The organism is Hymenobacter sp. BT559 (assembly GCF_017571525.1).
In the GTDB taxonomy this organism is placed as follows: Bacteria; Bacteroidota; Bacteroidia; order Cytophagales; family Hymenobacteraceae; genus Hymenobacter; species Hymenobacter ginsengisoli.
Genome location: NZ_JAGETY010000004.1, coordinates 316,055 through 340,104 on the forward strand (window position 1 = coordinate 316,055; position 24,050 = coordinate 340,104).

At 59.9% G+C, this 24,050-nt stretch carries 20 protein-coding genes; 11 read left to right on the plus strand and 9 right to left on the minus strand.

The features are described from left to right. The first annotated feature begins 142 nt into the window (after positions 1–142). Positions 143–1,987 (plus strand): ABC transporter ATP-binding protein, encoded by a 1,845-nt coding sequence (locus tag J4D99_RS07835; RefSeq protein ID WP_208131146.1) that lies wholly within the window; start codon positions 143–145, stop codon positions 1,985–1,987. A 12-nt stretch (positions 1,988–1,999) separates the two neighbouring features. Beyond that, positions 2,000–2,629, plus strand: coding sequence for a hypothetical protein (locus tag J4D99_RS07840; protein WP_208131147.1), 630 nt, complete (start codon positions 2,000–2,002; stop codon positions 2,627–2,629). Between the two features lie 19 nt (positions 2,630–2,648). On the opposite strand, the gene J4D99_RS07845 is transcribed toward J4D99_RS07840, so the two are convergent. From J4D99_RS07845 to J4D99_RS07855, 3 genes are all read right to left on the minus strand, one after another. Then, positions 2,649–4,136 carry an NCS1 family nucleobase:cation symporter-1 gene (locus tag J4D99_RS07845; protein WP_208131148.1) on the minus strand — a complete coding sequence of 496 codons (1,488 nt, stop codon included), beginning with the start codon at positions 4,134–4,136 and terminating at the stop codon, positions 2,649–2,651. Between the two features lie 162 nt (positions 4,137–4,298). After that, complete coding sequence (locus tag J4D99_RS07850; RefSeq protein WP_208131149.1) at positions 4,299–4,937, minus strand: zinc ribbon domain-containing protein; 639 nt, start codon at positions 4,935–4,937, stop codon at positions 4,299–4,301. A gap of 189 nt (positions 4,938–5,126) precedes the next feature. Beyond that, complete coding sequence (locus J4D99_RS07855) at positions 5,127–6,632, minus strand: GH3 auxin-responsive promoter family protein (RefSeq protein ID WP_208131150.1); 1,506 nt, start codon at positions 6,630–6,632, stop codon at positions 5,127–5,129. A 234-nt stretch (positions 6,633–6,866) separates the two neighbouring features. Here J4D99_RS07855 and J4D99_RS07860 point away from each other — a divergent pair, with 234 nt between their 5' ends. The 3 genes from J4D99_RS07860 (at position 6,867) to J4D99_RS07870 (ending at position 9,729) form a co-directional block, all read left to right on the plus strand. After that, the gene (locus J4D99_RS07860) at positions 6,867–7,298 is read left to right on the plus strand and encodes an OsmC family peroxiredoxin (protein WP_208131151.1); all 432 of its coding nucleotides are present in this window, start codon (positions 6,867–6,869) and stop codon (positions 7,296–7,298) included. Between the two features lie 87 nt (positions 7,299–7,385). Next, on the plus strand, positions 7,386–7,874 hold the full coding sequence (locus J4D99_RS07865; protein ID WP_208131152.1) for a hypothetical protein: 489 nt from the start codon (positions 7,386–7,388) through the stop codon (positions 7,872–7,874). A 118-nt stretch (positions 7,875–7,992) separates the two neighbouring features. Continuing rightward, positions 7,993–9,729, plus strand: coding sequence for a phospho-sugar mutase (locus J4D99_RS07870; RefSeq protein WP_208131153.1), 1,737 nt, complete (start codon positions 7,993–7,995; stop codon positions 9,727–9,729). 96 nt (positions 9,730–9,825) lie between these two features. Here J4D99_RS07870 and J4D99_RS07875 read toward each other — a convergent pair whose 3' ends face one another. Together J4D99_RS07875 and recQ are read right to left on the minus strand one after the other, a co-directional pair. Next, entirely contained in the window at positions 9,826–10,632 is an 807-nt protein-coding gene (locus J4D99_RS07875; protein WP_208131154.1) for an XRE family transcriptional regulator, read from the minus strand. 410 nt (positions 10,633–11,042) lie between these two features. Next, the gene (recQ, locus tag J4D99_RS07880; protein ID WP_208131155.1) at positions 11,043–13,283 is read right to left on the minus strand and encodes a DNA helicase RecQ; all 2,241 of its coding nucleotides are present in this window, start codon (positions 13,281–13,283) and stop codon (positions 11,043–11,045) included. Positions 13,284–13,634: 351 nt separating this feature from the next. On the opposite strand from recQ, the gene J4D99_RS07885 reads away from it, so the two are divergent. After that, positions 13,635–15,140, plus strand: a complete 1,506-nt coding sequence (locus tag J4D99_RS07885) for an alpha-L-arabinofuranosidase family protein (protein WP_208131156.1) — start codon at positions 13,635–13,637, stop codon at positions 15,138–15,140. 122 nt (positions 15,141–15,262) lie between these two features. Here J4D99_RS07885 and J4D99_RS07890 read toward each other — a convergent pair whose 3' ends face one another. Next, the gene (locus J4D99_RS07890) at positions 15,263–16,423 is read right to left on the minus strand and encodes an alpha/beta hydrolase (RefSeq protein WP_208131157.1); all 1,161 of its coding nucleotides are present in this window, start codon (positions 16,421–16,423) and stop codon (positions 15,263–15,265) included. A 162-nt stretch (positions 16,424–16,585) separates the two neighbouring features. After that, positions 16,586–17,749, minus strand: a complete 1,164-nt coding sequence (locus tag J4D99_RS07895; protein ID WP_208131158.1) for a THUMP domain-containing class I SAM-dependent RNA methyltransferase — start codon at positions 17,747–17,749, stop codon at positions 16,586–16,588. 65 nt (positions 17,750–17,814) lie between these two features. On the opposite strand from J4D99_RS07895, the gene J4D99_RS07900 reads away from it, so the two are divergent. From J4D99_RS07900 to J4D99_RS07915, 4 genes are all read left to right on the plus strand, one after another. Then, positions 17,815–18,615: a hypothetical protein gene (locus J4D99_RS07900; protein WP_208131159.1), complete on the plus strand. Its 801-nt coding sequence runs from the start codon at positions 17,815–17,817 to the stop codon at positions 18,613–18,615. Positions 18,616–18,788: 173 nt separating this feature from the next. Further along, positions 18,789–19,286: a hypothetical protein gene (locus tag J4D99_RS07905; RefSeq protein ID WP_208131160.1), complete on the plus strand. Its 498-nt coding sequence runs from the start codon at positions 18,789–18,791 to the stop codon at positions 19,284–19,286. Between the two features lie 62 nt (positions 19,287–19,348). Beyond that, positions 19,349–20,746, plus strand: a complete 1,398-nt coding sequence (locus J4D99_RS07910; protein WP_208131161.1) for a sugar MFS transporter — start codon at positions 19,349–19,351, stop codon at positions 20,744–20,746. A 123-nt stretch (positions 20,747–20,869) separates the two neighbouring features. Continuing rightward, positions 20,870–21,412 (plus strand): hypothetical protein, encoded by a 543-nt coding sequence (locus J4D99_RS07915; RefSeq protein WP_208131162.1) that lies wholly within the window; start codon positions 20,870–20,872, stop codon positions 21,410–21,412. Between the two features lie 69 nt (positions 21,413–21,481). Here the strand turns inward: J4D99_RS07915 and J4D99_RS07920 are convergent, their stop codons facing one another. Further along, positions 21,482–22,039 (minus strand): dihydrofolate reductase family protein, encoded by a 558-nt coding sequence (locus J4D99_RS07920; protein ID WP_208131163.1) that lies wholly within the window; start codon positions 22,037–22,039, stop codon positions 21,482–21,484. 160 nt (positions 22,040–22,199) lie between these two features. Further along, entirely contained in the window at positions 22,200–22,742 is a 543-nt protein-coding gene (locus tag J4D99_RS07925; RefSeq protein ID WP_208131164.1) for an RNA 2'-phosphotransferase, read from the minus strand. Between J4D99_RS07925 and murB the strand changes: the two genes are divergently transcribed. After that, a complete protein-coding gene (gene murB / locus J4D99_RS07930) occupies positions 22,728–23,885 on the plus strand; it encodes a UDP-N-acetylmuramate dehydrogenase (RefSeq protein ID WP_309509636.1) in 1,158 nt (385 codons plus the stop codon). The two genes, J4D99_RS07925 and murB, sit on opposite strands and share 15 nt — an antisense overlap. Positions 23,886–24,050: the final 165 nt, after the last annotated feature.

A 24,050-nucleotide genomic window follows, 5' to 3' on the forward strand; every position in this document is an offset into this window, starting at 1 on the left:
TAACCGTGCTCATAGTCTTTTTCGGCACGAATCGCTCTCTTTGAGCAGTAATTATCGCTAATTAAACCGCGCCGCTAAAGCACCATTCGCTTTGGTGCGTCTCTTGATAAGTGGGCCGGCCCCTAACCGGCCCGATTGAATTATGGCTCGTAGTGGATTTAATACCAGCGGCAGCGACGCAACCGCTGACCTGCCCAAACCGAAAGTAAATAAAGAGTCGCTCAAGCGCAGCCTGCGGATATTCCGCTACGTGCTGCCCTACCGGGGCAAGTTTGTCGTGGGCCTGCTAATGCTGGTACTCAGCAGCAGCACGTTCATGGCTTTTCCGTGGCTGGCCGGCAAGCTCATCAGCGCAGCTAACCACCAGCGCGTGGTGCTCCCCAACGGCTTTGAGCTGGGTATCAACGGCATCGCGCTGCTGCTGTTTGGCATCATCGTGTTCCAGGGGTTTTTCTCGTTTGGGCGCATCTGGTTTTTCACGCAAGTGAGCGAGTTCACCGTGCGCGACATTCGACAGGCGCTCTACGCCAAATTTGTGCAGCTCCCCATTCCGTTTTTTGAGCAAAACCGCATTGGCGCCATCACCTCGCGCATCACCAGCGACGTGGCCCAGATTCAGGACACCTTTTCGCTCACCATCGCCGAGCTGTTTCGGCAGGTGTTCACGCTGCTCATCGGCATCACGGCCATCATGATAGTGTCGGTGAAGCTCTCGCTGTTTATGCTGCTCACGTTTCCGCCCATCATCCTGGCGGCTGGGCTGTTTGGGCGCAAAATCCGAGGGTTGGCCCGCACTACCCAACAAGAGCTGGCTAACACGAACACCATTGTGGAGGAAACGCTTCAGGCCATCAACTCCGTGAAAGCTTTCACCAATGAACGGTTTGAAACTCAGCGCTACGGTACCTCGCTAAACCGGGTGGTGCGAGCGGCCCTGCGCAGCAACCTGTATCGGGGCGGCTTCGTGTCGTTCATCATTATCGGTCTCACGGGCGGCATCATCCTTATTTTGTGGCGGGCCGCCACGCTGGTATACTCGCCTGGCCCCGACCACCTCGAAGTGAGCCAGCTGCTCACCTTTTTGCTCTACACCGCGTTCATCGGCGGGTCCATTGCTGGCCTTGGCGAGATGTACGGCAAAGTGCAGAGCACGCTAGGGGCTAGCGAGCGCATCCTCGAAATTCTGGATGAGACGCCCGAACCTACGCACATAGAGCCAGCCGTCGGCCTCGTACCTGCCAAAATACAAGGCGACATCTGCTACGAGCATGTGGCGTTCCGCTACCCTACCCGGCCCGACATTGTGGTGCTCCAAGACATTGACTTCCATATCGCGGCAGGCGAAAAAATTGCGCTCGTGGGCCCTAGCGGCGCGGGCAAGAGTACCATTGCGGGCTTGCTTATGCAATTTTACCCGCTCAGCGGCGGCCGCATCCTGGTCGATGGGCACGATATCAAAGACTACGACCTCACCGGCCTGCGCCGCCACATCGGCATTGTGCCGCAGGAAACGCTGCTTTTCGGTGGCTCCATTCGTGAGAACATCGCCTATGGCAAGCCCGACGCCACCGATGCCGAGATTATCGAGGCCGCTCGCCGCGCCAATGCCTGGCAGTTCATCAGCGCCTTCCCCGAAAGCCTCGATACGGTGGTCGGTGACCGCGGCATCAAGCTTTCGGGTGGGCAGCGGCAGCGCGTGGCCATCGCCCGCGCCATTCTCAAAAACCCGGCGGTGCTTATCCTCGACGAGGCTACCTCATCGCTCGATAGCGAGAGTGAAAAGCTCGTGCAGAGCGCGCTCGATGAGCTGATGCAGAACCGCACCAGCCTCATCATCGCGCACCGCCTCAGCACCATCCGTAAGGTGGATAAGATTCTGGTCATCGACGGCGGCCGCATCGTGGAGGCCGGCACCCACGATGAGCTGAGCGAGCGCGAGGGCGGGCTGTATGCCAATTTATTGAGGTTGCAGTTTGAGTTAGCGTAATCTACTGAAGGTATGATAAATAGCGTGCTAGTCGCCATAGCTATTTTATTTGCGTTATCGCAGCCAGCTGCGGGCCAAACGCCTGGCATCACATGTAGTCTATCTAGCGACCGAACCGCCTATAAACTAGGCGAAATTCCACAGTTTACCATTCGCATTCATAACGGAAGCGATAGCACGGTGCAATTCGTCAAAACGCTGGATGCCTCGGATATACAATGGCGCTATCCCTACTCATATTATGAGGTAAACAGGGTACCTAGCGGGCCGCTGGGAAAGACTAAGGATAGAATGGTGCGTTGCGGCAATATGGATGGCATCAGCCTAACTGATTTTGTGGTTGTAGCGCCAGGTCAAGCATTTAACCCTTACGAAAACCAGTCGGCTGTCTATACCCTTTCGTCGGTACCAAGTGCGGCGGAATTTAGCAAAGAGGGCCGCTACCGAATTATTTACCACTACGCTACCAATGAGCCCGACTTTCGGAAATGGTTAGGCGACATAGCTTGGGCTTGGTTCGACCCACAAACTAATCAGATTTATCCTAGTCATCAAGCACAATATCAACAGCTAATTGCGCTCTTTGCTAAGGTGCCTAAGGTCAACTTGGTGAGTAATGAACTTACTATAGACTTTAATTAGCGCGCTCTACTGTGACCTTTTAAGCACTACTCCCTTGTGTTCGCCCGCGCATCAGCAGCCAATACACCGCGCCAGCCACGAAGAAACCCACGAACCACGCGTAATTATACACTTCTAGCAGCCAGGGCCACACGCTAGCCTTACCAAACACGCCAATGGCGGCCAGAAAGCCGGGCACGCAGGGCAAAATGCCGAGTACCAGCGCTACCAGAGCAACCGGATTGAAGCCGCGGCTATAGGTATAGCGCCCGGCTGGCTGGTATAAGTCATTCAGCGCCAGCTCTTGGTGCCGCAGCAGGTAGTAGTCGGTGATGAGGATGCCGCCGATGGGGCCTAGCAGGGCCGAGTAGCCCACCAGCCAGGTAAAAATGAAGCCGCTAGGGTCGGCAATTAGCTTCCAGGGGAAGATGAGCAGCCCCACCAAGCCAGTAAGGTACCCGCCCATGCGGAAGCTGATGCGTTGGGGCGCAAGGTTGGCAAAGTCGTTGGCGGGGCTCACGATATTGGCGGCGATGTTGGTGGCAAGGGTGCTCAGGGCCACGGCCAGCATGGCGCCCGTCACCAGCCAGCGGCCTTCGAAGCGACCGGCCAGTACTACCGGGTCCCAGATGGTAGTGCCGTAGATGAGGAGCGTAGCCGACGTAACTGCCACGCCCACAAACGAAAACAACGTCATCGGGATAGGCAGCCCCAGCGCTTGGCCCACCTGCTGCGCCCGCTGGCTGGTAGCGTAGCGGGTAAAATCGGGGATGTTGAGCGAGAGCGTTGCCCAGAAGCCGACCATGCCCGTGAGCGAGGGAAAGAAGAATTTCCAGAACCCGCCGGGAGTGTTGAAGTGTGAAGGCTGCGCCAAAATCGGCCCTAGCCCGTGGCCCGCAGAAATAGCCCACAATAGCAGCGCCAGCGCTGCTGTCGGCAGGAAAAAGGCCTTGAAAACAAGTAGTTTACGAATGCTCTCAACGCCTAGGTACACCACGTACATATTCAGCAGCCAGAAGAGGAAGAACGTGAGCGCCTGCCCCGTGGCTAGCCCCCAGCTGGCCGGAAACACGGCAGGCAGCGTGCCCAGCGCCGGCCACCAGCGCACCGCCGCCTGGTAGCAGGCGTAGCCGCCAATCCAGGTTTGGATGCCAAACCAGCCGCAGGCAATAACGGCCCGCAGCAGCGCCGGCACATTGGCCCCTAGTACCCCAAAGCTGGCCCTGGCAAACACCGGAAACGGTATGCCGTAGCGCGTGCCGGCCCGGCCATTCAAAATCATGGGAATGAGCACGATAGCATTACCCAGGAAGATAGTGAGCAGCGCCTGCCACCAGTTCATGCCGCCCTGAATAAGCGAACTCGCCAGCATGTAGGTCGGAATGCACAGGCTCATGCTAATCCAGAGCGCGGCATAATTCCAAGTGCCCCAGGTGCGGGCGGCGGGGGCTACCGGGGCCAGGTCTTCGCTGGTGAGGCTAGCGGCGGGCGCGGCCTCTTCGGCCAGGGCTGGGTACGGGATTTCCATGCGCTAAGCAGGGCGCCGGGAAAAGCCTGCGCCGGGGCCGCAGACGCAAGCTACTCACTTTGCGGTACTTAGACAAATATTGTAGCGCGGACTTTATAGCCAACTTTTGCACGCGTCTTCAGGAGGTGAAGACGCGAACTACAAAGCCCACGCTACAGTAACCTAGTTTTTCGTGCCGCACTCAGCGCAGAACTTCTGCTCGGGCTTGAGGGCCGTGCCGCAGCCGGTGCAGTGCCGCGCCTGGGTTTTGGCGGCGGGGTTGGGGGTGCCGCAGCTCGGGCAGAATTTCTGGTCGGCGGCTACCTTACCCTGGCAGTTGGGGCATTGCAGCAAGGCGTCTTTGCTGTAAAAATCAAGGTGCTGCGTGTAGTCGGTGGCGCGCGTTTTGGTGCGAATTTGCTCGCGGGTGGCCTGGGCCTGGAGCGACCGCAGCGACTCCTGCTCATCGGGGGCACAGGCTTCGCAGAGGCCGGCGCTGGCATTCCAGCACACGTCGGGGCACACCCAATGGCCGCAGTGCGTGCACTGCTTAAAGCTTTGCTTGCCCTCTTGCACGGCTTTTTCGAGCGCCTCGTCGTGCGCCTTGCCGCCCACGGCCCGCTGAATCTGGTAAGTCGCGTTTTCTACGCCACTCAGGCCACCCAGAAAATTGCTGGCCGCGCTCAGCAGGCTGCCCGCAATACCGAGCGCATTGGGCTGAAAACGCGACATGTAGCCATTGTGGCATTGGTCGCAGTGAAACTTAAACTGAAAGCCTTTGTCGGTGGACAGGTCGTCGTAGTTAGCGACGAATTGAATCATGTTGCTCATGGCACAGGCTGAATAATTTGGCGGGGCAAATGTAGGACAGCGTGCTATTAACAGAACATTATCTTAGCTAATTGCACGACAGCCAACGCTCTTATCGCATGGCCAGCCTCATCATTACAGCCGCCTGCCAGACAGCCGTATCCACCTGGTCAGGCGCGGCGCTGCGAGCCCGCTGAATGCTTAGCAGCTAGCGCTGCCCCCTAATAGCCCTTCGGCTAGCCCTCTATCGTTGCCCAGGCGCGGCACCTTGTTCTGGCCACCTAGCTTGCCCACGCTTTTCATGTAGCGCTGAAACGCGCCCGCTGGCAGCGGCGTGAGCAGGAGAGGCACCAGGATGTTGCCCTGTCGCAGGTCGTCGTAATAGGTATTGCGCTGGCGCAGAGCCGTATCCAACGCAGCGGCGAAGCTAGCGGCATCGTGCGGGGGCTGGGCAAACTCGACCAGCCACTCGTGCCGCGAGGGCTGGCTGGGGTCGTCGCTCACCAAAGGGGCCACCGTAAATTCGGTAACCTCCGTTTCGGGGTGCTGGCGCACGGCCTCGCGCAGGGCGGCTTCCACTTCTTCCCCGATAACGTGCTCGCCAAAAGCCGACAAAAAGTGCTTGATGCGGCCCGTGACCACCACCCGGTGCGGGTGCAGGTCTACAAAGCGCACGGTGTCGCCGAGCGAGTAGGCCCACAGGCCGGCATTGGAGGTGAGCACCACGGCGTACTGCTTATCCAGCTCGACTTCGCCGATGGTGAGGCGGGGCGGGTTTTCCTCAAAAAAACGCTCGGCTGGCACAAATTCAAAGAAGATGCCGCTAGCGAGGCGCAGCAGCAGGCCGGGGTTGCCGGGCTGGTCCTGGAAGGCCAGGAAACCTTCGGAGGCCGGAAACAACTCGATGCTATCGACCTGCCGGCCAATACTTTCGAGCAGGCGAGCGCGGTAGGGCTCCATGCTCACACCGCCCGATACGAAGAGGTCGAACGCCGGAAACGCCTCCCCCACCGGCCGCCCGGTGCGCGCCGTGAGGCGGTCGAAATACATTTGCACCCAGGGCGGGATGCCCGAGATGAGCGTCATCGGCTGCCCGAGCGTTTCGGCCACGATGGCGTCGAGCTTGGTTTCCCAGTCTTCGATGCAATTGGTGGCGTAGCTAGGCAGCTGGTTACGACGCAAATAGGCTGGCACGTGGTGATTGACGATGCCCGATAGCCGCCCCGTAGGGATGCCACCTACGCGCTCCAGCTCGGGTGAGCCCGACAGGAAAATCAGCTTGCCATCGAGGAAGCGGCTGCGGCCGGTGGCAGCCACGTAGTGCAGCAGCGCATCCTTGGCGCCGTTGATGTGGTTTGAGATGCTGGCCCGCGTAATGGGGATGTACTTTGCTCCGCTCGTGGTGCCGCTGGTTTTGGCCAGGTACAGCGGCCGGCCGGGCCACAGCACCGCAGGCTCGCCAGTTCTTACCCGGTCGAAATACGGCTTGAGGGCCTCGTAGTCGCGGATGGGTACCCTAGCCGCAAAGTCGGCGGGCGTTTGAATAGCACTAAAATCGTGCGCCCGGCCGAAGGCCGTGCCCGCGCCCGCGCGCACCAGCTGGCGCAATAGCCGCAGCTGCGTGGCAGCAGGCGCCCGCTGCCACTGCCGGTACTGCTGCACCGTATAGGCTGCCAGCGGGCGGCTCAAAACAGCTTTTATTCCCATCACTGGCAAAAATAGGGAGCGCACCAGCGCCCAGCCCGTCCCGCGCCTCGGGCAGCAGCCTAGCGGGCTGTTTTGCTACTTATTCTTAGCCAAAGAATCAGCCAGCTTTACTTATTGTGTTTAGCTTTGCAAGCATCGTTTTTAAACAAACCTTTCTAGCGGCTAGGCTGTAAACCGGCGGCCAGCGTAGTGCTAGCAAACTATTCTCTTTATCTCCCATTTTTAACACTTCCCATGATTAATCAATTTGGCAAAGCCCAGTGGACGGGCGACGCGAAGGGCCACGGCTCTATCAGCACCAAAAGCGGCGTAGTAAATGCCCCTTATTCAGTGGGCTCGCGCTTTGAAGGGCAAAAAGGTACCAACCCGGAGGAGTTGATTGGCGCGGCGCACGCCGGCTGCTACACCATGTTTCTGGCCATTGTGCTGTCGCAGCACGGCCACACCGTCGAGGACCTCAACGCTACTTCGACCGTGTCGCTCGACCCTAGCCAGCAGCCGCCCGTCATCACAAAAATTCAGCTGAGCGTGGAGGGGAAAGTTACCGGCGGCAACATCACGCCCGAAGACTTTCAGAAGCACGCCGAGTTTGCCAAGGCCAACTGCCCGGTATCGAAGGCGCTGAGCGCCGTGCACGATATGACGCTGGAAGCGAAGCTGGTATAAGCTGCCTTATAGTCAGAGAACGTCCGGCTGCGCTAGTAGATGCTAGCGCAGCCGGACGTTCTTTTGGTTACTGCTTACTTTTGCGCCATGCCCACTGGTACTACCCGCATTCGCTTACGTCCGGCTAACTCGTCGCGCCTCTCCTTTGGGGTGCAGGTTTCGCTGGCGATTTTCGCCATTGTTTACGCCGTGCTAATGCTGCGCAACTCGCCCAGCACGCAAGACTTTTACTGGTTGAGTTATGTGTTTCTGGCGGGCTGCGTCGTGTATCTGGGCTTTATACTCGTGCATAATGCGCCGGTGTTTGGCACCCAGAGCTACTTTGAGTTTGCGCCGGGCTACCTGGTGCATAAGGCGGGCTTGTTTCGGGCCAAGCAGGTATTTGCGGCCGAAAATATGAGCCTGCTCGAACTGCTACCCCGCCAGCTGCGCGTGCGCCTCAAGGATGGCGACATCCACGTGCTGAACATGCGCGAGGTGCGCGGCACCCGCCGCCGCGCCGTGCTGCGCGGTCAGCTCGAAGGCTTTGCCCGCCGCTACGGCGTAGAGCTGCGCGAAGACACGGCTGCCAGCTAAGCACCCCACGCCCTGGCGCCCCAACCTCGGCGCTCCGCTACCGTAGAGCAATACCCTGTAAAGACGCCCGCCGGCGTCTTTACTTTTGTGCGACCACGCCTCTCATCTCTTCTTTCCTATGCCCCTTTCCCCCGACGTTCAGCAGCGCATCAATACCTGGCTTACGCCCGCCTACGATGCTGAAACCCAGGCCGCTATCAAGCAACTCGTTGATACGCACCAAGACGACCAGCTTAATGATGCCTTCTACCGCACCCTGGAGTTTGGCACCGGCGGCCTGCGCGGCGTCATGGGTCCTGGCTCGAACCGTATGAACCGCTACACGCTGGGCATGGCGACGCAGGGCTTGTGCAACTACCTGAAGCTGAGCTTTCCGAACCAGGAAATCAAAGTAGCCATCGCCCACGACTCGCGCAACAACTCGCGTTTTTTTGCCGAAACGGTAGCCGGCATTTTTGCGGGCAATGGCATCACGGCTTATCTATTTGAAAGCCTGCGGCCTACGCCCGAGCTGTCGTTTGCCATCCGGCACCTGGGCTGCCAAAGCGGCTGCGTTATCACGGCCTCGCACAACCCCAAGGAGTACAACGGCTACAAAGTGTATTGGAACGACGGCTCGCAGGTAGTGGCCCCGCACGATGCCAACATCATCACGGAGGTTAACCGTATCACGAGCCCCGAGGAAGTGAAATTTGATGGTGACCCTAGCCGCATTCATAGCATTGGGCAGGAAGTAGATGCGGCCTACCTGGCCGAGGTAAAAAAGCTGAGCATTAACCCCGCCGCTATTCAGCAGCAGCACGATTTGGGTATCGTGTACACGCCGATTCACGGCTCGGGTATCAAGCTGGTGCCGCCGGCGCTGGCCGAGTTTGGCTTTACCAACGTGAGCGTGGTGCAGGCCCAGGCCACGCCCGATGGCAACTTCCCAACGGTGCAGTCGCCCAACCCGGAAGAAAAATCGGCTATGCAGCTAGCCCTCGACCAGGCTAAGGCGCAGAATGCCGACATTGTACTAGCCACTGACCCCGACGCCGACCGGGTGGGCGTTGGCGTAAAGAATGAAAAAGGCGAATGGGTGCTGCTGAACGGCAACCAAACGGCCGCGCTGCTGACGCACTACATTTTGTCGGCCCGCCAAAAGGCCGGTAAGGCGCAGCCCAACGACTTCATTGTGTACACTATCGTGACGAGCGAAATCCTGGGTGATATCGCGCATCACTATGGGGTGAAGTATTACCGCACGCTCACGGGCTTCAAGTACATCGCGGGCCTCATTCGGGAGCTAGCGGGCCAGGAAAAATACATCTGCGGCGGCGAGGAAAGCTATGGCTTCCTCATCGGCGACTTTGTGCGCGACAAAGATGCGGTAACGGCTTGCGCGCTCGTGGCCGAGATGGCTGCCGTAGCCAAAGGCGAGGGCCGCACCCTGTACGAGGAAATGCAGCGGATGTACGCCCAGTATGGCCTCTACGTCGAAGACCTTATCTCGCTGACCAAGAAAGGCCAGCGCGGCGCCGAAGAAATTCAGGAAATGATGGTGGAGCTGCGCAAGAACCCGCCCAAGACCCTGGCAGGCTCGCCGGTGGTAGAAATCCGCGATTACCAGACCGGCAAAATTCACCACCTCACCTCGGGCCAGGAAGCAAGCACCGGTGTGGAAAGCTCCAACGTGCTGCAATTCATCACCGCCGCCGGCGATAAAATATCGGCCCGCCCCAGCGGCACCGAGCCCAAAATCAAGTTCTATTTCAGCGTAAAAGAGCCGCTAGCCTCAATTGCGGACTACGAAACGACGCACAAAAAGGCAGAAGCTAAGATTCAGCGCATCATCGAGGAAATGCGGCTGAAGTAAGGCTAGCGCCAGAGACAACAAAAACCGTGTGTCGGGCTGAGCAAGTTCAGCCCGACACACGGTTTTTGTTGTCTCTGGCGCTACTCGGGCAATAGCTTACGCGCGCTGCAATTGCAGCTGCTTTACCTGCTGCGTGAGGTCGAGCACCATGCTAGCCAGGTGCTCCAGCGAAACGCCGCCGATGGGGAAGGCGCTGCTGATATAGCTCTTGGCTTCCCAGATTTCGAGCACATCCTCGGCTTTTACGTCGTAGGGAGAATAGAGCGGGTTATCCGATTGCAGGGCAAACATAGCACTCTGCTTCAGCTTATTATACACGCGCTTGAAGACAATACCTTCTTTCTGGCTCACCACAATGCAGGGCGTGCCGTCTTTTATGCTAGCCCAGTCGTCGACGTAGCGGCCCACGATGGTGGTACCGCTGGCTAGGGGCAGCATCGAGTCGCCGGCAATCTCGAAGGCGCGGTAGGTGCCCGTGCTTGCCAGCATCGGCAAGCGAAAGCGGGGCAGCTCTTCAATAAACTCGCGGTCGGCGTAGCCGTTGAGGTAGCCGGCAGCCGCTTTGAGTGGCACCAGCTCAATATTTTCCTTATCGTCGGGGCCTACCGTAAAGGCTAGCACGCGCAGTGGCTTTTCCTCGGGCAGAGTTTCGGTAAGGGGGCCGGCTTCGCGCAGGGCGGCGGCGGTTTTGGCGTTCTTGCGTTTCGTAAAGTCGGTGGTAGCCAGCGAGTCGAGCGGAATATTGAAGAGCCGGGCCATGTTTACGAGCGTGGCGAGGCGCGGCTCGGCGCGACCTTCTTCGTAAGCGCCCACCAATGAGCGCTTGATATTCAGTTTATCAGCCAGTTGGGCTTGGGTAAGACCTAGCTCGCGGCGCCAGAACTTGAGGTTGGTATTAATCATAACGGTTAGGAAAGACAGGGGAGAAAAACCCAACGCGGAGGGCGCGCGACGCACAAAACCAGCAACACAGGGCGCAAGTTACTAATTCCATTAGACTTGCCAACGCTAACTAGGTGGGAATTGTTGGGCGAAGTAATTTTTTAGCTACCCGGATGCAAAAACAGCTGCCTAGCGAGGCAGCTGTTTTGCTAATTAACTGATGTTAAGCCTACAGATTTAAGACCGGTTTAGCCGAGTCGGCCAACGAAAGCCAAGCTACAGGCAAGCAGGGTTTCGTAGCTTTTAATTGCGAGAAAGAGAATATGTTTCTCGAACGTGCGGTGGGGCAGCGTTTTAGTAAGCATCAGGCCCGCGAAGGGGGCAGTGAGCAGACTGTTGAGAGCAAGTACTGCATTGCGCCATATAGCTACTTACCGCCCGCGCTGCGCCCGAATGCCCGCCAACCGCAGCTGAAAGTAGTCGTACTTCTCGCGCAGGTGGTCAAAGAGGTCGCGTAGACCGGCGCCGGGGCCTAGCTGCGCACGCGCGGCGGCGATAGCAGCCAGGTCCGAATCGCTCAGGAACTCGTGCAGGCGCAGGTCGATGCCTTTGGCGTAGGCCCGCTCCAGGTGGCCCTGCACGGTGCTCAGGGCCAGGCCGCGCTGCTGGGTTATTTGCGCCAGACTCAAGCCTTGGCGGTGGAGCTCAATAGTAGCTTCTTCGGTTGCGCCTTTTATGGCGGCACCTTTTTTAGAGGCGCTTTCGTCGATGAAGGGTGGCACGCTGGGCAGGTCGTCGGCCTCATCCTCGGCGGGCACGGCGCGCGGTGGGCCGTGCTGCATAATGGCCTCGATAAATGCCTCGCCGTAGGTTTCAAACTTCTTCATGCCCACGCCCGAGATGCTGAGCATAGCCACCCGGCTGGTAGGCTGCTCGCGCGCCATCTCCTGGAGCGTGGTATCGGTAAATACCACGTAAGGCGGCACGCCCTGCTCGTCGGCAATGCGCTTGCGCAGCTGGCGCAGGCGCTCAAACAGCCGGGCCTCGGGCGAACCGGCAGCGGTAGCGGCAGCCTCGGCAGCGGCTTTTTTGCCGGCGCGGGTGGGCTTTTCGGCCTTCTCGGCCACCTGAAATTTTTTGAGCGACACCGGCAGCTGCCCTTTCAATACCTGCTGGCCGCGCTCGGTGATTTTCAGGGCGTAGCCTTCTTCGTAGGCGATGTAGAACAGGCCGTCATTCAGCATCTGGTGGACGTAGCTATACCAATCGAGGTAGGGCAAGTCTTGGCCGGCGCCGTAGGTTTTGAGCTGGTCGTAGCCGTGTTGCAGCACGGCCTGGTTGCGCATACCGCGCAGAATATCAATGAGTAGGTTGATAGCTACGCGCTGCTGGGCGCGGGCGCTGGCCGAGAGCGCCTTCTGCGCCAGCAGGGTGCCGTCGAAGGTGGTAGGCGGGTTGCGGCAGATGTCGCAGTTGCCACAGTCGCAGCCCAGGTCTTCGGAGAAGTAGTGCAGCAAGATGCGGCGGCGGCAGCTGGCCGCCTCGGCAAACTGCTGCATGCGTTCGAGCTTGGCCGTGTTGAGCTGGGCCTGGCGCTGGGGCACGTCCTTGGTCACCATTTCGCGCATCGACATCACGTCGGCGAAGCTGTAGAACAGGATAGCCGTGGCGGGGCCACCGTCGCGGCCGGCGCGGCCGATTTCCTGGTAGTAGCCCTCGATATTCTTGGGCAGGTTGTAGTGCATCACCCAGCGTACGTTGCTCTTGTCGATGCCCATCCCGAAGGCGATGGTGGCCACAATCACCTGCGTGTCGTCTTGCAGGAATTTCTCCTGGGCCTCGGCGCGCTGGTTGGGCGTCATGCCGGCGTGGTAGTAGCCGGCCTTGATGCCTTTTTGCTGCAGCTTTTGGGCCACCGTTTCGCAGGTTTTGCGCGAGAGGCAGTAGATGATGCCCGCATCGCCGGGGTGGCGGGCAATGAAGTCGAGCATCTGCCCTAGCCGGTCCTGGCCGGGGCGCACCACGAGGTTGATGTTGGGCCGGTCGAAGCTCGACAGGAACACCTGCGGCTCGTGCAGGTTGAGCTGGGTCTTGATGTCGCGCTGCGTGAGGCGGTCGGCCGTAGCCGTGAGCGCGATAATGGGTGTGCTCGGAAAATGCTGCCGCAGGGCCCCTAGCTGGGTGTACTCGGGCCGGAAATCGTGGCCCCAGCTTGAGATACAGTGCGCCTCGTCAATGGCAAACATGCTGACATTGACCCTGGTAAGAAACTGCATAAAGCCGTCGCTCAGCAGCTTTTCGGGGCTCACGTAGAGCAGCTTGAGGTGGCCGCTGACGGCGGCGCGGGCAATGTCGTTGGACTCGCTCTGGCCCACGCTGCTGTTGATGTAGGCCGCCACTATCCCGTTGGCCTTCAGCGCTTCTACCTGGTCTTTCATGAGGGCGATGAGCGGCGACACGACTACGCACACGCCTTCGCTCACTACGGCTGGAATCTGAAAGCAGACCGACTTGCCGCCGCCGGTGGGCATGAGCACCACCGTATCCTGCCCCCCCAGAATGCTCTGGATAATATCGCCCTGCATGGGCCGAAAATTATCGTAGCCGTAGTATCGCTTGAGCGCCTGGCGGGCGGCGGTGAGGGAAACGGCGGGGGCAGTAGCAGCAGACATAAGGCACTTCGGTCGAAAGATTGAAATAACAATCGGCCCCACGAAGTTCCAAAGAATTTAGCCAACTCGGCGGCCAGCGAAGCAAGGGGCGCGGCCACTGGCCTGTGGGCTAGCGTAATGTAGATTTTTGACCTAGCGGCCAGGGGGCAGGGCACCCCGGATGACGCCGGCCCTAGCGCAGCTGCGCAAGCAAGAAGCTGCCCCCAAGGTGCTGGGCGCGGCCGTGTAGCGCCGCATCTTGTGTTTCCTCGCTGAACGACATCACCCTAGCGGCGCATACGCCCAGAAGCCAGGATGCGGCGCTCCACGGAGGCCGCGCGGCTTAGTTTTGCGCGCACAGTAGTAGTTGGCATGGAAAAACAGTCGAGACGGGCGTTTGTGAAGCTGAGCGCCGGGGCCGTTATCGGGGCGGCGGTACCAAGTTCGGCCGCTGGGCTATTGGCGCCCAACGTGGCGGAGATAACGGTTTATCCCGACCAGGTTTTGGGGGATATTTCGCCCAATATTTACGGCCAGTTTATCGAGCACCTGGGCCGGGCCATCTATGGGGGCATCTACGACGACGCGCAGCGCCGCTTCCGGCCCGACGTGCTCGAAAAAGTGCAGCAGCTGCACCCGCCCCTGCTGCGCTACCCCGGCGGCACGGTCACCAAGATTTATCACTGGAAGGACGGCGTGGGCCCCGCCCGGCCGGTGCGCAAAAACCTGATTTGGGGTGGCAACGACAACAACCACGTCGGCACCGACGAGTTTATGCGCTATGCCGAGCTGGTGGGGGCGGCGCCGTTTCTGACCGTCAACATGTCGACCGGCACGGCCGAGGAAGCGGCCGATTGGGTGGACTATTGCAACGGCACCGGCACCAGCTATGCCAGCCAGCGCCAGGCCAACGGCCACGCCGCGCCCTACGGGGTAAAATACTGGGGCCTAGGCAATGAGGAAGCCGCTCGCGAAGACGTCGGCACGCTCCAGAACGTGCAGGACTACGTCAAAAAAGCGTGGTACTACGCCAAGCTGATGAAGCTGCAAGACCCCTCCATTCAGCTCATTATGGCCGGCGACCAGGCGGCGTGGAACGAGGAGGTATTGCGCGAGCTGCACCCGATATGCGACTACATTTCGCTGCATCTCTATGCCAGCTCCAAGCCCGGCGAGCCGGCGTCGCTCTTCGCCTCCATCGCCACGATGGAGGCTAGCATTCAGAAGCTGGCGGCCCAGATTAAGGCGCTCACGCCGGCCAAGGTCGAAAACTTTAGTAAGTGGTACCGCTTCCCGAGCCGGCAGCAGCCCGTTAAAATCGCGCTCGACGAGTGGGGCATCTGGGAGGCCGGCGGCCAGGGCGCCTACGGCCTGGAGCAGCGCTACACCTGGAACCACGCGCTGGGCGTGGCCACGTTTCTCAATATTTTTCAGCGCAATGCGGCCGTGATTGGGCTAGCCACTTGGGCGCAGACGGTGAACGTGCTGGCGCCCATCATGACCAACGAAACGACGTCCATCTGCCAGACGATTTATTACCCAATGGCGCTCTACCGCCGGCTGTGCGGCCCCCGCAGCGTGGCCGTGGCACCCACCGGCGTGGCCACGCTGGACGTGTCGGCCTCGACCGATGGCAAAACGCTTACCCTGGCCCTCGTCAACCGCGACCCTGCGGCGGCCATCCGGCTGAAGCTCAACCCCAAAATCACCGGCCACTGGACGGCCCACGAGCTAACCGCCCCCTCCCTAGACGCCATGAACACCCTAACCGCCCCCGATACGAACGTGGTCAGCTACCAGCAGCGGACACTGCCCGCCGGCACCACTGCCTATACCCTAGCGGCCCGCAGCATCGTGCTAGTGCAGGCGCCCATTTAGCAGCTACTCGCGCTGAAGCCTGGCTTTTGCTGGCGGGGCCGCCGATTATTCCCGAGTGGCCACATAAAAAAGGGCACCCTAGCGGGCGCCCTTTTTTCTTCGCCATTAAGTGGCTAACTGTTTTATTTCAGCGCGTTCTTCAGCTCGCCGCTAGCCAGGGCCTGGGCCTGTTTGGCCTCGGGCACCACGGCAGCCATACCGAAAAACTCGTGCGTTACGCCGTCGTAGTTCTGGTATTTAACGGGAACGCCGGCCTTCTGGAGGTTGTCGGCCAGCATCTTGCCTTCGCTCATCAACGGGTCGTACTGGTCGGTGATGACCGTGGTGGGGGGCAGGCCCTTCAGGTTGGCGTGCACGAGGTCGATGAGCGGGTTTTTGCCATCGGCGGGAGTACGCAAGTAGTACTTAAAGAACCACGCCATCAAGTCTTTATTGAGCGGCTTGGTTTCGGTGTTGGCCAAATACGAAGGCGTATTTAGGTCGTAGCCCGCAATGGGATACACGAGCAGCTGATGCTTGGGCAGCTGCACCTTTTTGTCGCGGGCCATCATGCTCACGGCGCAGGCCAGGTTGCCCCCAGCGCTTTCGCCGGCCACGGCTACTTTGGTCGGGTCGCCTTTGAAGCTAGCGGCGTTTTTCAATACCCACTGGTAGGCGGCAAAGCTGTCGTCGTGGGCAGTCGGGAATTTATGCTCCGGGCCTTGGCGGTAAGCCACTGATACGATGATAGCACCCGTCTGCTCGGTGAGGGCGCGCACGGAGGGGTCGTAGGTATTCAGGTTGGCAATAACCCAGCCGCCACCGTGATAATAGACGATAACCGGCAGCGTACCCGTAGCGCCCTTGGGCGTGTAGATGCGCACTTTCACGCCCGGCATTACCTCACGGCTCATCGTATCGGCTGTTACGGGTGGCGTGGGGATGTTGAATTTCTGCATCGTGGCCATCGTAGCGTCGGTAGCGCTCGGAGCTTTGCGAGCCTCGGCCGGCGTCAGCTTGGCCATTGGCGTGGGGCCGCTCATGGCGGTGAGCTGCTCGATAATGGCTTGCATCTCGGGGTGCAGGCCGGGGCCCCAGGCGGGCTTCGGGCCGCTGGGCTTCACGGCCATGGCCCGGCCGGCGGCCGAGCTATCGGTGGCGGGCTTGGTAGCCCTCGCGGTAGAGTCGCTGGCAGTAGTTGAGGTAGTGGTTTCGGTGGTCTGGCTGCTGCAGGAGGCTAGCAGAGCCAGCGCAGCAACTGGGGCGGCCCAGCGGGCGGCAGTGCTTGTCCAGGTAAGGCGCATGGGAAGTAGATGTAAAACAGATGAGTTTCCTCTTACGCTAAGCCGGTGACATAAGATGCAAAAACAGTCTGAAAGCAAGCAAATTACTCACTCACTTTCAGAACCTATTTTCTCAACTATGCGCTAGCTTACCCTCACCTACTCAATACTTAAGCTGACGCTTTACGACGCGGCCGGGGTAGCCCGGCGCGAGCCGCGGTACAGCTCATATTTCAGCAAGCGGCAGTCAATCGGTCCATTAAACAGCGGAATGCGTCGCGATACTTTCAACCCAATGCGCTTAGCGGCTTCCAGGTTGCCGGTGAAAATGAAGGCGTCGTAGCCCTGGAAATTCGTTTTCAGCGCGTCGCCGATGGTCTTGTAGAGCGCATCCATTTGGGCCTCCTCCCCTATCCGCTCGCCGTAGGGCGGGTTCGTGATAACGAGGCCGGGCGCCTGGCCCTGGGGCGGCTGGGCATCGCGCACATCGCGCACACTCAGGCGGATGCACTCGTCGAGGCCGGCGGCTTCGATGTTGGCCGCCGCGTCGCGAATCACTTTGGGGTCGAGGTCGGAGCCGGCCAGGTAGGCCTGCGGTTCCTCGATGCGCTGGGCCTCGGCCTCCTGGCGCAGCTGCTGCCAAAGGCTAGCGTCGAAGTCAGGCCAGTTTTCGAAGCCGAACTTGTCCTGGTGAAACAGCCCCGGCGCAATGCGCTGGGCCAGCAGGCCCGCCTCGGTGAGGATGGTGGCCGAGCCGCACATGGGGTCGATGAGCGGGCTTTTCTTATCCCAGCCGCTGAGCAGGATGAGGCCGGCCGCCAGCACCTCGTTCAGCGGGGCCTCGTTGGTGCCCTGGCGGTAGCCGCGGCGGTGCAGCGAGTCGCCGGCCGCGTCGAGGCTCAGAATCACCTCGTTTTCAAGCATCCGCAGGTGAATGCGGATGTCGGGGTTGCGGGTGTCGATGCTTGGCCGCTCGCCGGTGCGCTCGCGAAACTGGTCCACGATGGCATCCTTGGTGAGTTGGGCCACATACAAGGAGTGCTCGAAGCTCGACTTGTTGACGACGGCCGTGATGGCAAACGTCTGGCCGGGGCGGATAAAGCGGCTCCAGTCGATACGATACACCTCGTCGTAGAGGCCGCGCTCGTCGGGGACGTAGAAATCGGCGAAGGGGCGCAGCAGGCGCATGGCCGTGCGGCTCCAGAGAATGGTGTTGTAGAGCAGTTTTTTGTCGCCGCTAAACTCAACGGCGCGGCTGCCTACGTAGTCGATGGTGGCGCCGAGCTGGCGCAGCTCGTCGGCCAGTACGTCTTCGAGGCCAAACTGGGTGGTGGCGGTAAGGTGCATGGCGTAAAGGTCGGGGCTAGCGGGCGGTAAGACTAACTTGCGACCGCCGCCATTTACTTCATTTCATGCCCGCCCCACGCCCTATCGACTTCGCCACTCTCTGGACTCTTATCAAGGAGCGAGGCAAATTCACGTTCATGGGGCTAGCCTTTATACTAGGGCCTATCCTGCTTCTACTTCCCATGCTATTCGTAATGCCGACTACGCAACGGCCTTCCGAAAAGTATGATTATGAAGAAATTGTGCGCAGCGGCACCCCAGCCACGGCCCGCATTACGGATATTTCCCTGGTTACCAATATCAACGTAAATGGGCAGTCTCCCCGACTTATCACCTACCAATATAGCAGCAACGGGCAGCCACGCACCGACCAATTCGAAACCTTCGATACCGAGCGGGCCAGTGCACTACGCCCCAACGACACTCTAGCCATCAAGGTATTAGCTGGCGAAAGCGTCATTCCATCACTGAAGCCTTATTCGTTTCCACGCATCGCTCTACTAGCGGCTATCCCGAGTCTATTTGCACTCATCGGGTTGCCTTTCTTGCTTATCGGCGCATTGCCAACCCTCAGGAAATACCGTCTTTACCGCTACGGCTTGGCACGCACAGGCACCGTGCAAGGCATCACTGCTCAGCCCACAAGAAACTTTTCGGGTGGCAGCACCCCTAGCTACGTAGTCAGCTACCACTACGCCGGCTCGGCAAATCCTCAACTCTTCGGTGAGTCCTCAACCAGTGACCTGCTATTCGTGCAGGAAAAGAAATTTGGCGACCCGGTTGACATCTTTGTTTCCGAAACCGACGAAACCAAGTCGTGTCTCGTGCCCCGGCTAGCGGCGCTGAAGAATAATTGGCAGCTTTGATTCCTCTCGCTACCATGCATTTAGAAGAACAGCTTGAGCGCCAAGAGAAAATTATAGCCGGCTTAATAATAGCCTACAAACGGATGCTTAAATTTAAGCGTCAGAAAATAGCGAAGTCGTGATGATGCACGACGGGAAGATTATACAAATTGAATCCTAGCTCTCAGTTGGTCATGCATTACCAAGCATTGATAATCGCCTTATTGTGGCTAACCTGCTCAACTGCCCCCATACAAAAGGCTGACTGGCTGATAGCTAAAATAAATGCTGCCGATACCGTAATTCTGGCAAGTCATAAGGGAACAGCCGGAGATGTTGAAGTAGACGCTCACGACAACGAATTACCTTTTCCAAAACTCATAATTGCCGGTAAACCCAACTATAAAATTCTCATCGAGCACCAAACTATTACTGGTGCGCAACGGACTGTATTAGGTCAAATTTTAGCTAGGCCTTTTCAAGATGCCGCAAGCGTGACAGCACATTGTTTTTCGCCTCACCATGCCGTATTTATTATTAAAAACGGCAGAACGTCCTATCTCGACATTTGCTTTGACTGCCACGGCTACACTAGCTCCAAAGACTTAGCGAGACTTGGCGATTTTGATACTCGAAAGTGGATTGAGCTCAAACAGTACTTTAAAAAGCTAGGCTTCCGGTACGAGTTGTAGCAACCCGTCTATTCCTAGCTAGCCGGCCCCGCAGCCGGCTTTTTTTGTACCTTCCGCCCCGTATGGCTACTCCCGTTACTTCTCCTACCCTTTCCAATTCGGACACCGTTACGCGCTCCTACGCGGGGCCGATGGTGCTCATGACGCTGCTGTTTCTGCTCTTCGGGGCGGTTACCAATTTCAACGACGTGCTCATGCCCTACCTCAAGGACGTGTGCCAACTCACTGATTTGCAGTCGTCGGCGGTGCAGTCGGCGTTTTTTGGGGCGTATTTTCTCATGTCACTGCCGGCGGGCAAGCTTCTCGAAAAGCTGGGCTACCAGCGCGGCATCGTGGTGGGGCTGCTTGTGATGGCGGGCGGCGCGCTGCTGTTCGTGCCGGCGGCCAATACGCGGGCGTTTCCGCTGTTTCTGACGGCGCTGGCGGTGCTGGGGGCGGGCATTACGCTGCTGCAAGTGGCGGCTAACCCCTACGTGAGCGTGCTGGGGCCGGCGCGGCGGGCGGCCTCGCGGGTGAGCATCGTGGGCGTGGCCAACAACTTCGGCGGGGCCATTTCGCCGCTGGTGGGCGGGCTGCTGCTCTTCGGCGGCTCGGTGGCGCTGAAGGCGCAACTGGCAGCGCTGCCCCTGGCCCAGCGCCTCACCCAGGAGGCCCAACTCGTGAAAGCACCCTACCTGGGGCTAGCCGGCTTTCTGGCGGTGCTGGCAGGCATCTTCTTTCTGCTGCGGCTGCCGGACATCGACGCCCTGCCCGAGGAAGAAGTACTGGAACACCAATCTGTAGCTCAGGGCCGCACGTCGGCCCTGAGCTACCACCACCTGGTGCTGGGCATCGTGGCCATTTTCGTGTACGTAGGCGTGGAAGTGGGGCTAGGGTCCTTTCTCATCCGCTACGGCGAAAGCCAGGGTATTCAGTCCTTGTCGCCCTTCACCCAGAGCCTGGTGCGGGGGCTAAACGTAGCCACCAACTTCGCGGGCGAGCTATTCGGGCAAAGCCCGGCGCCGATTGACACTACGGCGGGCTTCACCAAGGCGGTGGGTGCGGTGCTGGTGTCGTCTTACTGGTTTGGCTCGCTGGTGGGGCGGGTGGTGGGCATTCCGATGCTGCTCAAGCTCAACAACCGGCTGATGCTGGTGGCGGTGTGCGCAGCGGGCATGGTGTTGGTCGGCGCCTCCATCCTCAGCCAGGGCGAAACGGCACTGTGGCTCATCGTGCTGTGCGGGCTGATGAACTCGATTATGTGGCCCGTCATCTTTCCGCTGGCCATCACCGGGCTAGGGCCATTTACCAAGCAGGGGTCGTCGTTTTTGATTATGGCCATCGTGGGCGGGGCCATCATTCCGCCGCTCATGGGCTTTCTGGCCACCCACGGCGGCGGCATGCGGGTGGCTATTGCGGTGCCCGCGCTGTGCTACGCCTACTTGCTGTTTTATGCCCTGAGCGGCTACCGGGTGCGCTAAATCTGCCGCAGCCGCGCACGTAAATGCGAGCCTCCGCCGTTAGCAGGGCTAGCGGACTAACCTCTTTCGCCGTCACTCCTCAACGCGCTAAGCGCAACTTCTTTCTTCTGCATGAAAAGCTTTTTGCCTAAACCTCTCGCCCTGTTCTTGTTGCTTCCTGCCTTGCTGCTGGCGGCCAGCAGCTGCCAGAAAATAGCCGACCTGCTGTCTTTCAAAGTCAGTGACTCAACCAACTTCACCATACCGGCTACGGGGCTGCTAGCGGGTACGGCGCTCAACCTGCCAGGTATCGCGGTCAGCTCAACTTCCTCAAGCACTTATGCGGGCAATAATACCACGGCCGACTACGTGCAGGATGTGACCCTCGACAAGCTGACGCTCACCACTACCGACCCGTCCACCCAGACGTTTGATTTCCTGAAAAGCATCAGCATTTACATTGCGACCGACGCTGCCGGCAGTAATAAGGTGTTGCTAGCCTCCCTTAACCCCGTACCTACCGGCCAAACTACTATCAGCCTCACGCCCAGTGGCAATAAGCTCGATATGTATCTACGGAGCGGCAACTACACGCTGTTTACGTCGGCCGAGTTGGCCAAGGCTCTGCCGCAGGATACGAAGGTGCGGGCCGACTCGCAGTTCAACGTGAAGGCAAACCTGAAATAGTAGCGTTGGCTAGCCGGCCGCTTTGCTGACCGGCTAGCCAACGCCATTTCGTTTTTTCCGATACTTGCCCTAAGACCGTAGCGCGCCTACGTGCCGATACGTATTGAGCAGCACGCCGGTAGAGGTAGCCTGTGAGCTGACGAACGCAAGCTCGCGCGCGTCGGCCTCATCCGAAAAAAAGCGCTTGCCCCGGCCCAGCAGCACCGGGTAAACCAGCAGTACCACTTCGTCGGCCAAGCCCTGCTCAAGCAATAGCGTCGTGAGCGTGGAACTGCCGCAGACAATCAGGTCGGGCCCATCCGTGGCCTTGATGCCTTGGATACCCGCCACGATGTCGCCCGTCAGGCCCTCGGCGGGGCCCCAGGCCAGGCTCTCGGGCCGGTGGGTCACCACATACTTGGTTGCCGCATTCAGCCCGTTGGCCATGGGGCTAGCCCCGGCCGCGGGCCAGAAGGTGGCCCAGGCATCGTAGGTGCGGCGGCCCAGCAGCAAATCGAAACGACTACCGTAGGCTTCGACTACAGCAGCCAGCCCGGCCGGCGTACGGTAAGGTGTCGTCCAGTTGGCATGGGCAAAGCCGTCCCCATTTTCATGCTGAATCACCCCATCCAGGGAAACGTGTTCCATTATTCTGATTTTTCTCATGTCGGAAGCGCAGTGATTAATTGGTGCGTAATAATTTGTATTCCAAGTCATTCATGGGCCGAAGTAGCAGCTTTTCCTCAGCTTCAATGCCCTTTTTCCGCCTGACTTTGCTGCCTGTTTGCCCTTCTAAACGCCCTGCTCCTTACGCCCTGATGTACTGCGGCGGCACGGCCTCAATGAGCCACACACCGTTGCCGGAGCGGTAAAAGATGCCGCCCGCCGTGTGCAGCGCGGCGGCCTCGATGGCCAGCAGCACGGGGCGGCCCCGGCGCTGGCCCACGCGCCGGGCGGAGGCCTCGTCGGCGGTGAGGTGCACGTGGTGGCGGCTCATTTTCTGCAAGCCCTCGCGCCGGATGGTGGCCAGCGCGGCCGGCGCCGTGCCGTGGTAGAGCACCGCCGGCGGCTCGGCGGGGGCTAGCTGCAAGTCGACGGCCACGCTGTGACCCTGCTGGGCGCGAATGCGCTGGCCCGCCTCATCGAAGGCAAAGCGCTGCTTGTCATTGTCTTCCACGATATCCTCCAGCTCGTCGCGGGTGAGGGGGTGGCCGTGAGCGGCGCAGGCGGCCAGCAGGTCGGCCACCGGCACCCAACCGCTAGGGTCGAGGTGCAGGCCGATGGCGGCGGGCGCGTGGCGCAGGTGCCTGCTGAGAAACTTGCTGAGGCGGGTGGTGTGCTGGGCGTCCATGAGGTCGAATGTAGCGCCAACGTTGTAGTTGGCGTGGGCTACCGGCCCACTACCGGCGCCGACGGCAAAGTCCGCGCTACCTGCCCGACCTTTGCGGCCATGCAGCTTGAAGAATACGTTTCGCTCCGCCCCTACAACACCTTCGGCCTCGATGTGCAGGCCCGCTATTTTGCCCGCTTCGCCTCGGTAGATGAGCTGCGCCAGCTGCTGGCCAGCCCCCCGGTGCAGGCCGGGCCGCTGCTCATCCTGGGCGGGGGCTCCAACCTGCTGCTAACCCAGGATTTTGGCGGCGTGGTGTTGAAAAATGAAATTAAAGGCCTCGAAATCATCTCTGAAGAGGCCGACACGCATACGGCGCTGCTGCGCGCCGGGGCCGGCGAAAGCTGGCACGGTCTGGTAGAATACGCCCTCGACCAGGCCCTGAGCGGCGTCGAAAACTTATCGCTCATCCCGGGCACGGTGGGCGCCGCGCCCCTCCAGAATATCGGCGCCTACGGCGCCGAGCTGCAAGACACTTTCGAGCGCTTGGAGGCCCTAGCCATCGGCACCGGCGAGCTGCGCGTGTTTTCAAAGGAAGAATGCGGCTTTGGCTACCGCGAGAGCGTGTTTAAAGGCCCGCTCAAAAACCAGTACGTGGTTACGGCAGTGGTGCTGCGCCTGCACCGCGCCGAGGCCCAGCGCCCCACCAACAGCAGCTACGGCGCCATTCAGGAGACGCTGGCCGAGCTGGGCATCGAGGCCGAGCCAACCCCGCGCGATGTAAGCCAGGCCGTGGTGCACATCCGGCGCTCGAAGCTGCCCGACCCGGCCGAAATCGGCAATGCGGGCTCATTCTTCAAAAACCCCGAGGTATCACAAAGCAAGTTTGACGAGCTCAAAAGCCGCTACCCCACCCTGCCGGGTTACCCGGTGCCGGGCGGCGTGAAGGTGCCCGCCGGCTGGCTTATCGAGCAGGCGGGCTTTAAAGGATTGCGGCGCGGCGCCGGCGCGGGCACCCACGGCGTGCACGACCGCCAGGCGCTGGTGCTGGTAAACCACGGCGGCGCCACCGGCCAGGAACTGCGCGAGCTGGCCGAGGAAATTATCCGGGCGGTGGGCACACAGTTCGGCATCGAATTGCACCCCGAGGTTAACATCTTGTAGGCTATGAAAAAGGGGCGGCCCTGCGCGTCACCACTGCCAGCACCGGCACCACCAGCTGCTGCCGCGCCTGGGCGGCGACCCAGCACCGCATCCCGGTTGATGGCTTGGAGCCCGGCACCATATACAATGTGCAGGTACCCTCCGCCCATCATCACGGGCGGCAAG